Source organism: Enterococcus sp. 125944 (assembly GCF_051909435.1).
Classification (GTDB): Bacteria; Bacillota; Bacilli; order Lactobacillales; family Enterococcaceae; genus Enterococcus_D; species Enterococcus_D gallinarum.
The window spans coordinates 72,610-87,747 of the sequence record NZ_JBQASY010000004.1; the positions used below are offsets into that span (position 1 = coordinate 72,610).

Annotated in this window: 11 protein-coding genes; 10 read left to right on the forward strand and 1 reads right to left on the reverse strand. The window is 42.2% G+C overall.

All coding sequences use genetic code 11. The features are described 5' to 3' along the window. Window positions 1-26: 26 nt before the first annotated feature. The 4 genes from ACTFWY_RS05205 to ACTFWY_RS05220 all read left to right on the forward strand — a co-directional run bounded on the left by ACTFWY_RS05205 (window position 27) and on the right by ACTFWY_RS05220 (window position 6,174). A complete protein-coding gene (locus ACTFWY_RS05205; RefSeq protein ID WP_171917272.1) occupies window positions 27-1,820 on the forward strand; it encodes a glycoside hydrolase family 2 protein in 1,794 nt (597 codons plus the stop codon). Window positions 1,821-1,991: 171 nt separating this feature from the next. Then, window positions 1,992-3,074 carry a dipeptide epimerase gene (locus ACTFWY_RS05210; protein WP_003125621.1) on the forward strand — a complete coding sequence of 361 codons (1,083 nt, stop codon included), beginning with the start codon at window positions 1,992-1,994 and terminating at the stop codon, window positions 3,072-3,074. Window positions 3,075-3,076: 2 nt separating this feature from the next. Continuing rightward, on the forward strand, window positions 3,077-4,498 hold the full coding sequence (locus ACTFWY_RS05215; protein WP_103300281.1) for a transglutaminase-like domain-containing protein: 1,422 nt from the start codon (window positions 3,077-3,079) through the stop codon (window positions 4,496-4,498). 32 nt (window positions 4,499-4,530) lie between these two features. After that, window positions 4,531-6,174, forward strand: a complete 1,644-nt coding sequence (locus ACTFWY_RS05220; RefSeq protein ID WP_003125623.1) for a peptide ABC transporter substrate-binding protein — start codon at window positions 4,531-4,533, stop codon at window positions 6,172-6,174. 70 nt (window positions 6,175-6,244) lie between these two features. On the opposite strand, the gene ACTFWY_RS05225 is transcribed toward ACTFWY_RS05220, so the two are convergent. Then, window positions 6,245-7,180: a response regulator transcription factor gene (locus tag ACTFWY_RS05225; protein ID WP_155853053.1), complete on the reverse strand. Its 936-nt coding sequence runs from the start codon at window positions 7,178-7,180 to the stop codon at window positions 6,245-6,247. Window positions 7,181-7,450: 270 nt separating this feature from the next. Between ACTFWY_RS05225 and ptcA the strand changes: the two genes are divergently transcribed. The 6 genes from ptcA to ACTFWY_RS05255 all read left to right on the forward strand — a co-directional run bounded on the left by ptcA (window position 7,451) and on the right by ACTFWY_RS05255 (window position 15,011). Next, window positions 7,451-8,479: a putrescine carbamoyltransferase gene (ptcA, locus tag ACTFWY_RS05230; protein WP_176332949.1), complete on the forward strand. Its 1,029-nt coding sequence runs from the start codon at window positions 7,451-7,453 to the stop codon at window positions 8,477-8,479. Between the two features lie 223 nt (window positions 8,480-8,702). After that, complete coding sequence (locus tag ACTFWY_RS05235) at window positions 8,703-10,121, forward strand: APC family permease (protein ID WP_029486475.1); 1,419 nt, start codon at window positions 8,703-8,705, stop codon at window positions 10,119-10,121. Then, the gene (gene aguA / locus ACTFWY_RS05240; RefSeq protein WP_311828153.1) at window positions 10,075-11,172 is read left to right on the forward strand and encodes an agmatine deiminase; all 1,098 of its coding nucleotides are present in this window, start codon (window positions 10,075-10,077) and stop codon (window positions 11,170-11,172) included. The genes ACTFWY_RS05235 and aguA overlap by 47 nt, the downstream gene beginning before the upstream one ends. A gap of 10 nt (window positions 11,173-11,182) precedes the next feature. Then, a complete protein-coding gene (arcC, locus tag ACTFWY_RS05245; protein ID WP_103300242.1) occupies window positions 11,183-12,112 on the forward strand; it encodes a carbamate kinase in 930 nt (309 codons plus the stop codon). 204 nt (window positions 12,113-12,316) lie between these two features. Then, window positions 12,317-13,675, forward strand: coding sequence for a guanine deaminase (gene guaD / locus ACTFWY_RS05250; RefSeq protein ID WP_311828154.1), 1,359 nt, complete (start codon window positions 12,317-12,319; stop codon window positions 13,673-13,675). A 46-nt stretch (window positions 13,676-13,721) separates the two neighbouring features. Beyond that, window positions 13,722-15,011 (forward strand): uracil-xanthine permease family protein, encoded by a 1,290-nt coding sequence (locus tag ACTFWY_RS05255; RefSeq protein WP_172461439.1) that lies wholly within the window; start codon window positions 13,722-13,724, stop codon window positions 15,009-15,011. Window positions 15,012-15,138 lie beyond the last annotated feature (127 nt).

The window sequence follows — 15,138 nt, forward strand, 5'->3', positions numbered from 1 at the left end:
AAAAATTTGAAAAGGAAAGGACGACTATGAACAGACCAGAATATCCGCGCCCACAATTTGAACGAAGGAAATGGCTGAATTTAAACGGTAAGTGGCAATTTGATTTTACCGACAACTTAGAGGAACAACAGCCACAAGCATTGACACAGATGATCGAAGTTCCTTATGTCTTTCAGTCCAAGCAAAGTGGAATTGAAATCAAAAGCTTTCATGACGGTGTTTGGTATCAGCGAGAGCTGATGGTGCCAGATACTTGGCAAGACAAACGTTTATTGTTACATTTCGGCGCTGTCGATTACCATTGCTGGGTCTACATCAACCATCAGTTAGTAGGGGAACACATTGGCGGACACACCTCATTTTCTTTTGATGTGACTCACTATTTGACCTTTGACAAAGATCTGCTCACACTAAAGGTCTTTGATCCATCAACAGATGAAGAAATACCAAGAGGCAAGCAATATTGGCAGGAACATTCTGCTGCTATCTGGTATACCCGAACAACGGGTATCTGGCAGACGGTGTGGTTGGAGGCAGTTGACAAAAACGGCTATTTAGAAAAGGTCTTTTATACCAGTGAGTTTGATCGGGGATCCGTAGAGATCGCCTATCATTATGCTGGTGATTTGACGGATAAAGAATTGTGTACCAGAATTTATTACGGCGAAGAGCTGATCGTTTCTGATCGCCAGCAGTTGACCGAGCACCAGTTCACACGCTCTTACAGTCTATTCAATCAAAAGATCGACCGCAGTGACTTTCACGGTCGCGGATGGACTTGGACTCCAGAGACCCCGAATCTCTTTGATGTCGTCTTTGATGTTTGGTCACAAGGAAAGTGTATCGATACCGTTAAAAGCTATTTTGGCATGCGAAAAATTCATATTCAAGATGGCATGGTCCACTTAAATAACCGCCCGTATTATCAGAAACTAGTGTTGGATCAGGGCTACTGGCCCACAAGTCTCATGACAGCTCCTACAGATGAAGATTACAAGAAAGATATCGAATTAGCCAAAGCAATGGGCTTCAACGGCTGTCGCAAACATCAAAAAGTAGAGGACCCCCGTTTTTTGTTTTGGGCAGATCAGTTAGGATTCATTGTTTGGGGAGAATGTGCCTCACCGAGTGTTTATACACGAACTAGCGGGGGGAAAGTGATGGCTGAATGGCAAGAGATCATCGACCGTGACTACAATCATCCTTGTATCACAACTTGGGTACCGATCAATGAAAGCTGGGGGGTACCGAACATTAGTGTCGATCGTCAGCAACAGCATTTTTCGCAGGCGATTTATCACTTGATCCATTCTTTAGATCCTACTCGATTGGTTATCTCAAATGATGGCTGGGAGATGACAGAAAGTGATATTTGTGGGATTCACAGCTATGTTCATGGAACGAAAGAAGAACTGGAGAAATACGCCCATTTTGTGGCGAGTTTGCGAACAAAAGATACGATTTTAGCTTCTGAACCCAATCGCAGAAAAATTTATTGTCCAGGATTTCAACATCAAGATGTTCCTATCTTGTTAACAGAATTTGGCGGGATCGGCTATGATACAGGGGCTCAAGGCTGGGGATATACCAATGCAGCTAATGAAGCAGAGTTTATTCAGGACTATCAGCGGGTGATTGATGCTGTCTATCAGTCAGAAATTCTTCACGGCTTTTGTTATACGCAGTTGACGGATGTGGAACAGGAAAAAAACGGTTTGTTAACAGCTGATCGACAACCAAAGTGTCCGCTTGATACAATTAAACAAATCAATGTTCGTTGGCATCCGACGATTATTAATAAAATACAATTATCTGATTAAAAGAGCAAATTTTTGCTCTTTTTTTGTTATTAAATTTACTGCTCAAAGGAGATAAGTTGGTAGAGTTATGCATAATCTGTATAAAAATAAAATTCAGAAAATTCAGAAAAAGTGTTGAAAAGAAAAAAACGGAATGATATAGTCAGTTTTAAGTTAGAGGGGGGAATGAAGATGAAAATTGAACGTGTGGAAATTGCTGCAAATAAAATGATGCTGCGCAAGCCATTTAAAATTGCATTAGGCGTTATTACTGAGGTCAGCAATTTGACCATTAAAGTGATCACTGACACAGGGGACTTTGGGATCGGTGAGGCAACACCTGAACCCTTAGTGACAGGGGAGACACTTGAAGGCTGTGAAGCTGCTTTAAAGTTATTGGCTGATGCATTAACTGGAGAAGATCCACGGCAATTAAGCCGGATCCATAGCATCATGAACCAGTGCATGAAAGGCAATGGGTCTGCCAAAGCAGCTCTCGATATGGCTTGCTATGATCTATTGGGAAAAAGTACAGGACTTCCTTTGTATCAGCTTTTAGGCGGTCAGGATAACCAAGTAGAGACAGATATGACGATTTCCATCGATACTCCAGAAGTGATGGCAGAGAATGCTCAATTGTTTGTGGAACAAGGATTTACTGCACTGAAGATCAAAGTCGGATTGGATGAGAAAGACGATATTGAACGAGTAAAACAAATTCGGGCAGCTGTCGGTCCAGCCATCGAATTGAGAATTGATGCCAACCAAGGTTGGCGGGCAAAGCAGGCAATAAAAATGATTGAACAGTTGCAGAAATATGATATCGCTTTTTTTGAGCAACCAACACCTGCTAGTGACATTGATGGATTAGCCTTTATCAGAACTCAAGTCAACCAACAGATCATGGCAGATGAAGCGGCATTTGTACCTCAAGATGCGTTATCATTGATCAAAAAAGATGCAGTAGATGCTGTCAATATCAAATTGATGAAATGTGGCGGCATCTATCCAGCGTTACAGATCAATAGTATTTGCGAAGCTGCGAATATCCCTTGTATGGTAGGTTGTATGGCAGGGGAGACCAATATTAGTATCGCAGCGGCAGCTCACTTTGTTGCTGCACAAAAAAATGTTCGTTTCGCTGACCTTGACGCGACGTTTGATTTAGCAGTTCTTGCGTATGAAGGGGTTGTTGGTACAGAAAAAACACCGGTGATTCAACTTAATGAAGCGGCTGGATTAGGCGTTAAACAAAAAGAGGAGGTGGCGCAGTGAGTATGGATCCTAATGATCTATCCAATCTAGTGGTTCCTTTGCCAGAAGACATTCAACGAGCCAAAGATTTTGGTGATTTTTCTTTAACACGTAGACTCATTCATCAGAAGCTGAACAATGCCCGTATCAGTGAAGTCTTAAAAGATCGTTTGCAAACGGAATTAAAGGTTTTGACTGTTTTTGAAGCAAAGCAATATCCCTATGAAGAAACCAAAGCTCTGGAGATGATGCAACAGTCCTTTGTCGATTTTCAGCGAGAAGAACTGGATCGCTTAGTGGAAGCAGGAGAGGTTGAATGGATCTACTTGAACGGCAAAAAAGTTTTCCATGAACGCTTTATTGCTAATCTCGTTAAGACGCGCTCAGACTATTATACGCGCTACTTATTTGAGGAAGAAAACGGAATTGACAGTGCCCGACAAGTAGAACTGGATGAGAATGTAGAAAAAATGAAACAACTCGGACAAAGGACTGCTCGAATCGTTTTGAAACAATCACTTAGACCACTAACAACGCTTAATAAAGAAGACGGTCCTTTCTTGACGCACATTCCTTTGCCTCGAGACACTGGAAAGGTAGCAAATGCCAAGATTCTTCAGACAAAAGGAGAGGTCAAGCAGATTGATCCCTTCGCTGCACCACAGCGAACGATCGCATTTGAAACCAACGACCCTTCCTCAATTGAAGCGACTGTGGAACACAGCTATGAATTGACGGCTGTTTATACGGATTTATTCCAGTTGTTGGATGAGCAAACCATGATTCGTGAGTTGACTGAGTCGGAAAAAACCGCATTTGCATCAGCGCTCAATGAATTCGCTCCCCATATTCAATTTACGCCTTTTCTACAGCAATTATTGCAGGAAATTTTGCCGGAAGCAAAAAATCCCTTGGAACGTGCGTATGCGATTTATCATTTTGTGACCACCAAAGTGACCTATTCATTTATGCGAGAATATTATGCGATTCCGAATATCAGTGAGTACTGTGCAGTCAATCAGAAAGGAGACTGCGGGGTTCAAGCACTTTTATTTATCACTTTGTGTCGTATGGCGAATATCCCAGCTGAATGGGAGTCGGGTTTATATGTTTCAGAATTTTTTGTGGGCCCTCATGACTGGGCGCGCTTCTATCTACCAGAGTACGGTTGGCTTTATGTAGATGTTTCGTTTGGGGGCAGCGCATTTCGAGGGGGAAATGAAGAGCGCTGGCGTTATTATTTTGGAAACCTAGATATTTTTCGCTTACCTGCTAATAACTGTATTCAAGGGGGATTTACCGTAGCGAAGCAATTCTTACGAGCAGACCCCATCGACAATCAGCGGGGAGAATTTGAGTCTGCTAAGAAAGGCTACCGATATGATGAGCTGGATTGGCAAGCTGAATTGATTGAGATGACGATTTTAGAAAAAGCGCTTCGATAAGTGTTGGGACGCATGTAAAAAGGAGGACGTAAATGAGGAATAAAGGAAAAAAAAGAATGATGTTTTTGTTGGTTGTTGCTAGCGTCATTGGTTTTTCAGGTTGTAGTTATCAGAAAGAATCTAAAGCGACTGCCCAAGCGAGCAGTGTGGTCAATTTGATGGAACAAAGCGAAATCGGATCAATGGATACACTCTCTACACAAGATACGGCAAGTATCAATGCCCAAGTCAATGTCTTTGATGGATTGTATCAAATCGATGACACCAATAAGGTCGCACCGGCTATCGCCAAAGATTTCCCCAACATATCCGACGATGGTCTGACTTACACGATCACGTTGAGAGAAGATGCTACTTGGAGTAACGGGGAGCCAGTGACGGCTAAAGATTTTATTTATGCTTGGCAACGGCTAGCCACGCCAGCCAATCAAGCAAACTACATGTTTTTATTGGACGGTACATTTAAAAATGGCACCGAAATCATCAATGGGGAAAAAGACCCTTCTGAACTAGGTGCGAAAGCTACGGATGAGTACACGATCGAGATCCAATTGGAACAGCCAGTTCCTTATTTGACTTCGATATTGGCCTTTACTCCATTTTTTCCACAAAATGAAGCTTTTGTCACCGAAAAAGGGGATGCTTATGGCACATCAAGTGAAAATATTTTAACTAATGGCCCCTTTTTGATGAAAAATTGGGATCAAGCTTCCTCTACATGGGATTTGGAAAAAAATGAAGACTACTACAATCGTGATGCCATCAAACTGGAGAATATCCATTATGAAGTGATCAAAGAAGCTGTTACAGGATATAATCTTTTCAATGAAGGACAGTTGGATATGGCGGATATCTATGGGGAATACGTGAAGCAAAATGCCGCTAACGAAGAACTACAGACGGTGCTGACCTCTTATATCCACTATTTCAAGATGAATCAGAAAAGAGATGGTAAAGATACGATCTTTGCCAATGAAAATGTCCGAAAAGCCGTTTATTATGCGATTGATAAAGAAGCTTTAGTCAAAGATGTCTTATCGGATGGATCAGAAGCAATCAATGGGTTTATTCCGAACAACTTTGTCTTCAATCCTGAAACTGGTAAAGATTTTCGAGAAGATGCGCCTCTCGAAGGACCGGATAAAGCCACTGCACTCGCTTACTGGCAAAAAGCCACTGCTGATATTGGGGATAAGATCTCCATCGAGATGTTAACCAAAGACACTGATGCAGATAAAAAAGTGGCTGAATTCATCCAGGATCAGTTACAGACAGTCTTACCGGGCTTGACCGTTGAAATCAAGTCTGTCCCATTGAATAATTCGATTGAATTGACACGAAAAAGCGATTACGAGTTAGCTATCGGAACATGGGGACCAGATTATCAAGACCCGATGACGTACCTTTACAATCTCGTTTCACCGAATAACACGAATTATGAAAATAAAGACTATGACCAGTTGATTGCTGATAGCAATACGACCTATGCCAATGATTTAGCGACACGTTGGGATACGATGATCAAAGCAGAAAAACTATTAGTAGAAGAAACCGCCGGGATTGTCCCGATCTACCAAAGAGCTCGTAGTATTATGGTCAATCCTTCCCTGAAAGGTGTGTACTATCCAACTTTCGGACCGTCAACGATCATCAAGTATGCATATATGGAAGAATAAGCCGTTCAGAGCAATGAATGACTGGTTTTTAAACTTTAAAAGGCCTGGAAGCGATCCTTCCAGGTCTTTTTTAGGCAGCTGCCTCATGGGTCTCTTTGTACTTTTCAAAAAGAATCATAATTTGCGTGCGTTTTTTTATCTCAAGTTTGATAAAAATGTTATGAACATGGGTTTTGACCGTTCCCAATGAAAGAAAGAGCTGATCGGCGATTTCCTGATTGGTTTGATGGGACAACAGCAACGCAAAGATTTCCGTTTCTCGTTGGGTAAACTGATGAATACGGCAAAAGTTTTGAATCAAGAGAGAGGCGTCTTGCTCTTGCGGTTTTTCTTCCTGTGGTTGGCGTTCTTTGATAAAGAAGTGCAGTAATAATATACAAACAACAATCGAAAAGATATCCTCTGAAATACTGCGATTATAAATCTTTGTCGCTAACGAGCTGTACTGGTCGACATTGAAAATCACGAAGCTATCTTCAATTATGATCAAAATACTAAAGAAGAGATTGATGATCATCAACTGTTTTAAATAGTGTTTGTTCAGTAGAGGGAGCTTCTTTTTGGTCCCTTGCCAACAATAAATTCCTAGATAAAAAAGGAAGAGTTGATTACCAAGATAATAGAGCCAAACTTTAAATGCTGAGTTTTCCATCAGTGGGGTCGTAATCATCCAAATGGCCAAAACGATCAATAGCGTATAATGGAGGGGAGAGAGTTTTTCTTTGCGTAGTTCGGCAAGAATAGAAATGGAGAAAAAGGCATTTCCCATAAATATAATAGTTTTAACTGCTGGTGCACTCATAAATGCCTGATCATAACTTTGGGCAAAGGAATTGAGAAATTCCGTCATATAAATAATTGTATTGTCAAAAATAAAGAATGCCAGATACAAACTAATCCAAAGAAATAATTTGTTTTTTTCTTTTAAGTAAGAATAAATAGCAAAAGTCATCGTGATTGAATATAGAATGATCAATAAAATATTGTATATAAAAATAGCTATCATATTGAATCCCCTTTCAATTTTTCTTACACCAATTTTCTTATCCTAATTATAACACCATTTGTTTTATCTTTACTTTTAATTCCGCTAAACTTTCCTCTAAACTTTTGTAAACCCTTGGAAAATAACTGGTTTATATCCAAAAATAAACTTGTCCTCAGCAAGTATAGAATAAGTGTGATAACGTTTACAACTAATAGCTTATCGTAAACTCCGCCTTTTTTACCTAAAGTGAAGATGCAAAAGCAAACAAATCACTTAGGAGGTTTCATTATGGGAAAAAGAGATTTTATTACAACGGAAAATTACACGAAGGAGGAGATCCAACAAATCGTTGACCTGTCATTGAAAATCAAAGCGGCCATCAAAAATGGTTATTACCCCCCTTTACTAAAGAACAAAGTATTAGGGATGATTTTCCAACAATCATCTACTAGAACGCGGGTTTCTTTTGAAACAGCAATGACACAATTAGGAGGGCATGCAGAATATCTCGCACCAGGACAAATTCAATTGGGTGGTCATGAAACGATAGAAGACACAAGCCGTGTTCTTTCTCGTTTAGTTGACATTTTGATGGCTCGCGTGGAACGGCATCATAGTGTGTATGACTTAGCAACGAATGCCACGATCCCAGTTATTAATGGTATGTCTGACTTCAACCATCCAACGCAGGAACTTGGCGATCTTTGCACCATGATCGAACATCTTCCAGCAGGCAAAAAAATCGAAGACTGCAAGATTTCCTTTATTGGTGATGCCACACAAGTCTGTTTCTCTTTAGGATTGATCGCAACAAAAATGGGGATGGAATTCGTTCAATTTGGTCCAGAAGGGTTCCAGTTAAACGAAGACCATCGCGCACGATTAGACGCGATTTGTAAAGATTCTGGCGGTTCCTATACGATATCAGATCAAATCGATGTTATCGAAGGTTCGGATTTTGTTTATACAGATGTTTGGTATGGACTGTATGAAGCAGAATTATCAGAAGAGGAACGCATGCGTATTTTTTACCCTAAATACCAAGTGAACGCTGACTTGATGAAACGCGCTGGTGAACAAGCGAAATTTATGCACTGCTTACCTGCCACTCGTGGAGAAGAAGTCACGGATGAGGTCATGGATGGACCAAACTCGATCTGTTTTGATGAAGCAGAAAACCGGTTAACGTCGATTCGCGGTCTCTTAGTGTACTTGATGCGGGATTATGCGGATAAAAATCCAATCGACGAGACCAAAAAAGCAGCGGCTGAAAAAGACTTGGAAGTTTTGTTAGATGAAACTAGACGCAAGAGATGAGGAAAGGAAATAGTCTGCGTATCAAGGGGATGCGTGAAGACTGTTTTGGTTCTTGAGGAGGGGCCAACGAACTGCGAATCGATTCTTTTGAGCGGAAGCTCGTTCTAATAATGTCGCAGCTTATGTGCTGAACTGGGATTCACGAGAGAGAAATCCGCTAGTTGCAAGAATCCTTCAATCGTTGGTCAACCCTTATTCCCTTGTACCGGAAAGGAAGAAAACAATGGGAGAAAAGAAAAAATTTAGTTTGATGAGTGCCATCTTATCGGTTATTTGTGTTGTATTTGTGGCAGAAGCGGCTGCACCGGTAGCAGCAATCGGAAATTCACAGTTTTTTTGGTGGATCTTTCTATTGGTTGCGTTCCTTTTGCCCTATGGGTTAATTTCATCAGAATTAGGAACAACGTATATTGGTGATGGCGGTATTTATGATTGGGTGACACAAGCTTTCGGTCATCGCTGGGGTTCTCGGGTTTCTTGGTACTACTGGATCAATTATCCATTATGGTTAGCCTCTCTAGCCGTAGTCTGTCCTGACTTGTTGACGACTATCACAGGTCGTGAATTTTCCACGGTGGCTGCTATCGTGATCGAACTGATTTTTATATGGGTCATCGTTTGGATCAGTTTTTATCCGGTCAGTGACAGTGTATGGATTTTGAATGGGGCAGCAGTGATCAAGATGCTGTTAGCAATCTTGATTGGTGGCTTAGGTCTCTATACGGCCCTTACCAAAGGTGTTGCGAATGAGTTCACTCTTTCTTCGATGCTGCCAAGCTTCAATTTGAATAGTTTGTCTTTTATCTCGGTAATCATTTTTAACTTATTAGGATTCGAAGTGATTTGTACATTTGCAAGTGACATGGAAAACCCTAAGAAGCAAATTCCTCAATCGATCATTGCCGGTGGACTGGTGATTGCCGCCATTTACATTTTTTCTGCTTTCGGGATCGGTGTAGCGATTCCTACGGATCAAATCAGTACCGGCAGTGGATTGATGGATAGTTTTAAATTATTGACAGGATCAACAGGCGGCTGGTTCATTATTTCGATGGCCTTTTTGTTCTTGCTGACATTGTTTGGCAACATGATTTCTTGGTCGTTAGGGGTCAATAATACTGCTTGCTATGCGGCCGAAAATGGCGATATGCCGAAAGTATTTGCCAAACGCAGCAAAAAAAATGGCATGCCTACTGGTGCGGCAATTATGAATGGTATCGTTGCTTCTATCGTCGTCGTCATCGCCCCAATTTTACCAAATCAAGATTTATTCTGGGCATTTTTCTCACTGAACTTAGTAATGTTCCTACTATCGTATGTCCCTGTGTTTCCTGCGTTTTATAAATTACGTAAAATTGATCCAGACACACCTCGACCTTTCAAGGTGAGCGGCAGCGATTTGTTCTTGAAGGTATTAGTCGCACTACCGATGATCATGATCGTGATCTCATTGATTTTCACAGCGCTTCCTTTGCAATTTGACGCTGAATCACTGAGTCAGCAATTACCAATCACGATTGGAGCAATTGTATTTGCCCTCGTTGGTGAAGCCATTATCTGGATCAAAAAAATCAAAAAAGAAGGAGTGCTGTATCATGGCGAAACGAATCGAAAAGACCACACCGAAACAAGACGGGTTTAGAATGCCCGGAGAGTTTGAACCACAAGAGAAAGTATGGATGATTTGGCCAGAGCGCCCGGATAACTGGCGTGATGGGGGCAAACCAGCTCAAGAAGCATTTGCTGAAGTCGCAAAAGCGATCAGCAAATTCACGCCAATGAATGTGGTCGTGTCGCAACAACAATATCAAAACTGCCGTCGTCAATTGCCTGCAGACATCACTGTCTATGAAATGTCTAATAACGATGCATGGATTCGTGACTGTGGTCCTAGCTTTGTCATCAACGACAAAGGCGAATTACGAGGCAATGACTGGGGATTTAATGCTTGGGGCGGATTAGTCGATGGCTTGTATTTTCCTTGGGATCAAGATGATTTAGTTGCTCAAAAGATCTGTGAGATCGAGCATGTGGATTCTTATCGGACGGAAGGGTTTATTTTAGAAGGGGGATCCTTCCATGTCGATGGGGAAGGCACTGTGTTAACGACGGAGATGTGTTTGTTGAGTGATGGCCGGAACCCCCATATGACAAAAGCAGAAATCGAACAAAAATTATGCGCCTACTTGAACTGTGAGAAGATCCTTTGGTTAGCTGACGGGATCGATCCGGAAGAAACCAATGGACATGTGGATGACGTGGCATGTTTTGTACGTCCTGGAGAAGTGGCTTGTATCTATACTGAAGATAAAAACAGCCCATTTTATGAAGCGGCTCAAGCTGCATACAAGCGTTTGAATGAAATGACCGATGCCAAAGGCCGCAAATTAAAAGTTCATAAGCTTTGCTGCCCAGTAGAAAATGTCACGATCAATGGGGATTTCAAGATTGATTACGTAGAAGGAACCATGCCGCGAGAAGATGGCGACATTTGTATTGCTTCTTATATGAACTTTCTAATTACAAACAACGGTGTGATCGTTCCTCAATACGGAGACGAAAATGATGCGCGGGCACTTGAAGAAATAGCAGAGATTTTCCCAGATAAAGAAGTTGTGGGCGTAAATACAGTTGAGATCGTATACGGTGGCGGGAATATTCACTGTATCACGCAACAACAACCGCAAAGATAGGAGGAGACGTATGTCAAAAATTGTCATCGCTTTAGGCGGAAATGCTTTAGGCGACTCTGCGCACGAACAATTGACCAAAGCCCAAGTGGCAGCAAAATCGATTGCTGATCTAATCAGTGACGGCCATCACGTGGTGATTGCTCACGGGAATGGTCCTCAAGTTGGCAAAATTCGCTTAGCATTTGAGGAAACCAGCAAAACGCAAGAAGACGTCATGCCATTTCCTGAATGCACAGCTATGAGTCAAGGGTACATCGGTTACCATTTGCAACAAGCGATTGATGAAGAGCTTGTTTCTCGCGGGTTGGAAAATATTCCGGTCGTTTCCATGTTGACGCAAGTGGTGGTCGATCCAGCTGATCCAGCTTTTACGAATCCAACGAAACCAATCGGTGGCTACTATAGTGAAGCTAAGGCTCAGCAATTAATGACTGAAAGCGGCGACACTTATATAGAAGATGCAGGCCGAGGTTGGCGTCGGGTCGTTCCTTCTCCTAAACCAGTGGACATTTATGAAAAAATCAGTCTAAAAACATTAGTAGATGCAGGTCAAGTGGTGATTGCATGTGGCGGAGGCGGCATACCAGTGGTTTATGAAGGCACTCGCTATAAAGGAGTTGACGCGGTGATTGACAAAGACTTTGCTGCAGCCAAGATGGCGGCACTGATCGATGCGGATATCTTTATTATCTTAACCGCTGTTGACCAAGTCTTTGTCAACTATGGTCAACCAGATCAACGAGGATTGACAACAGCCACTGTCGCTGAAATGCAAACGTACATTGACCAAAATCAATTTGCACCTGGTAGTATGTTGCCAAAAGTGGAAGCAGCGATCGCATTTGCTGCTTCCAAGGATGGGCGTCAAGCAGTGATCGCTTCATTGGAAAAAGCGGCGGAAACTTTAGCTGGCAATAGTGGTACGACAATTCAGCTTTAAGGGAAGGAAAGACATTTGGTGAACACACCAAATGTCTTTTTTTGCCTTAAAAACGAACATTAGATTCTTTTTGTCAGGATTAATGTACGGTTTTTATTGAAAAAAATCCGAATGAATGTAAAATAAAACCATTGATGCTTATTTTAATGAAAACTGCTAATGTCAAAGCAGCAGTCTGATGCAGTTTGTTAAAGGAGAAAACTTATGTCAATAACAAAATATTTTAAAGGTTCTGTATTTCACACACCCACAGATGGCGTGCTGGAATACTTAGAGGATGTCCTCATTTGCGTGGATGCTGAAGGGATGATCGAAAGGGTGGTCACAACAGAACAATCAGACTATCCAGAAATGCTGGCAGCTGCCAAACAAGGAATGCTAGTTGAATTGCAGAAGGGACAGTATTTTTTACCGGGATTCGTCGACTTGCACGTTCATGCACCCCAATGGCCGCAAGCAGGAGTTGCATTGGATGAGCCGTTGAATGTATGGCTAGATGAGTGTACCTTCCCGTTGGAAGCAAAATACGCGGACTCAAGTTTTGCTTCAGAAGTGTACCATGATTTAGTTGCGCAACTACTGGCTCGAGGAACAACGACGGTTCTTTATTTTGCGACCGTTCATTTGGAAGCAAGTTTACAATTAGCCAAGATTTGTGCTGAGAAGGGTCAACGAGGGCTAGTGGGGAAAGTAGTCATGGATGATCCCGACGCGAACCCAGATTTTTATCGAGATGCCTCAACTGCTACGGCACTAGCAGAGACCGAAACCTTCATTAAAGAAGTCCAAAAGTTGGCAAAAACGACACGTCAAGGAGTCTATCCAGTAGTGACACCACGATTCGTCCCAAGCTGCACGGATGAAGGTCTGGCTGGGTTAGGACAACTCGCACAAAAATACGATGTCCATGTACAATCCCATTGCAGTGAAGGCCAATGGGAACACGATCACGTCTTGGAACGATTTGGTAAAACCGACACAGAAGTCTTGCGGGATTTTGGCTTACTGGGAGAAAAAGCTGTGATGGCTCATTGTAATTTTATCGATGAAAAAGATGGTGAGATCTTTGTGGAAACAGGGACTGCTGTTGCTCACTGCCCGATTTCCAATGCGTACTTTGCCAATGGTGTGATCCCTATCAATCGGCTTAAAGAACAAGGCGTAACGATTGGACTAGGCACAGATATCTCTGGCGGCTTTTCTCCAAGTTTGTATGACAATATCAAGCAAGCTGTTATGTCTTCCCGCATGTTAGAAGACGGTGTGGATGTTACATTGCCCCAAACGAATCGAGGTGTTGCGAATGCGCGTATCTCAGTCATCGACGCTTTTTCATTGGCGACAAAAGGAGGGGGCGAAGCGCTACGACTACCGATTGGTCTTATCAAGGAAGGCTACGCTTGCGACCTTCAAGTGATCGATACTTGTTATTCTGGTAATCCATTGCCAGCTTTTGGTGTACTGAACCAACCGAAAGAACAATTACAAAAGATTTTGTATCTAGCAACGGCTGAAAACATTCGTCAGGTCTGGGTGCAAGGAAAAAAAGTACATGAAAAATGAGGAGATTGATACTGTGGAAACCAGAAGTAATCGTTTAACGATCGGAATGAATGAAGATATACCTTTAGGACAAGCCATTGTTCTTGGCTTACAACACGTGTTGGCAATGGATGTGTATGTCCCACCCTTTATTATTGCAACTGCTGTTGCCATGAGCTCGTCGGATGCAGCCGGGCTGATCCAATCCACCTTTTTAGGTGCTGGGATTGCTTCGCTGATCCAAGTTCTCTTTTTCTTGAAATTGCCCGTCTGTCAAGGGCCGTCCTTTGTACCAGTAGGCGCAATCATTGGTATCTATTTTGGAGCGCAAGGTATGGATACTGTCTTAGGAGCTAGTATTGTCGGGGCATTGGCTGTTATTCTTTTAGGGATGACAGGGATCTATAAGTATATTGTCCGCAACTTTATTCCCACGATCGTCAGTGGCACGATCATCATGATCGTTGGACTGACATTGTTACCTACAGCTTTTACCAGCAACATTTATCCAGCTACTGAGACATTATCGGCTAATCAGAACATGTTTTTGGCTGCAGTGACAGCAGCAATTTTGATTTTATTCTCGATGTTAGGTGATTACTTCCCTCGTTTAGGTAAATATTTCCGGATTAGCTCGGTGATTATTGCCTTAATGATCGGGACGCTGATTGCTTGGTTCATGGGCGGCGTGGACTTCCAGTCTGTTGCGGATGCTTCATTTTTCAGTTTGCCAAAACTTATTTTCGTCAATTATGGTCTTCATTTTGATGTTTCAGCTATTTTGACGATGCTGGTGATTTATATGGTATTACTAGCAGAAACAACAGGAACTTGGTATGCCGTCAGCTCTGTCACTGAGGAAGCTGTGACAGATGAACAAATCAATAAAGGAGTCATTGGTGAAGGAATCGGTTGCCTGGTGGCTGCTTTAGTAGGAACGACACCAGTGACGGGGTATTCAACAAATGCCGGTATCATTTCCATTACTGGGGTTGCCAGTAAAAAAGTCTTTGTGATGGCTTCCTGCTGGTTCATCCTCTTGTCATTTGTCGGCAAGTTATCAGCATTGATCCATGCCGTACCTTCAGCGGTAATCGGTGGTGTCTTCGCAGTTGTCTGTGTGATCATTTTGCTTAGCGGCTTTCGAGTGATCAAGAATGAAGAGTTTTCTGAACGTGAACTCTATATTATTGGTGTTCCGCTAATCTTAGCGATCGGTCTTTTGTTCATGCCGGCTGAGATCAAACAAGAAACTCCGCAATTTCTACAATACTTATTGGATTCACCGATTGCGTTAAGTGCGATTGCTGCTATTGTGATGAATAAGTTGATTCCAGTGAAAAAAACGGTTAGATAAAGTGTCAGCGAAAGATGCTGCAGCAAGTGAGCGCCTGCTTCCAGTCGATGCAACAAGCATTCATGGAAACGCGCTGTTCAGCTGCAGCTTTTTTTGTTACGACTGTGTGTAAATTCATCCAATTTGT

Bases quoted from the DNA above. Each gene is read 5' to 3' on its own strand.
- ptcA (WP_176332949.1), top strand. From the start codon at position 7,451: ATGGGAAAAAGAGATTTTATTACAACGGAAAATTACACGAAGGAGGAG.
- aguA (WP_311828153.1), top strand. From the start codon at position 10,075: ATGGCGAAACGAATCGAAAAGACCACACCGAAACAAGACGGGTTTAGA.
- ACTFWY_RS05210 (WP_003125621.1), top strand. From the start codon at position 1,992: ATGAAAATTGAACGTGTGGAAATTGCTGCAAATAAAATGATGCTGCGC.
- ACTFWY_RS05215 (WP_103300281.1), top strand. From the start codon at position 3,077: ATGGATCCTAATGATCTATCCAATCTAGTGGTTCCTTTGCCAGAAGAC.
- ACTFWY_RS05205 (WP_171917272.1), top strand. From the start codon at position 27: ATGAACAGACCAGAATATCCGCGCCCACAATTTGAACGAAGGAAATGG.
- ACTFWY_RS05220 (WP_003125623.1), top strand. From the start codon at position 4,531: ATGAGGAATAAAGGAAAAAAAAGAATGATGTTTTTGTTGGTTGTTGCT.
- ACTFWY_RS05235 (WP_029486475.1), top strand. From the start codon at position 8,703: ATGGGAGAAAAGAAAAAATTTAGTTTGATGAGTGCCATCTTATCGGTT.
- ACTFWY_RS05225 (WP_155853053.1), bottom strand. From the start codon at position 7,180: ATGATAGCTATTTTTATATACAATATTTTATTGATCATTCTATATTCA.
- ACTFWY_RS05255 (WP_172461439.1), top strand. From the start codon at position 13,722: ATGAATGAAGATATACCTTTAGGACAAGCCATTGTTCTTGGCTTACAA.
- guaD (WP_311828154.1), top strand. From the start codon at position 12,317: ATGTCAATAACAAAATATTTTAAAGGTTCTGTATTTCACACACCCACA.
- arcC (WP_103300242.1), top strand. From the start codon at position 11,183: ATGTCAAAAATTGTCATCGCTTTAGGCGGAAATGCTTTAGGCGACTCT.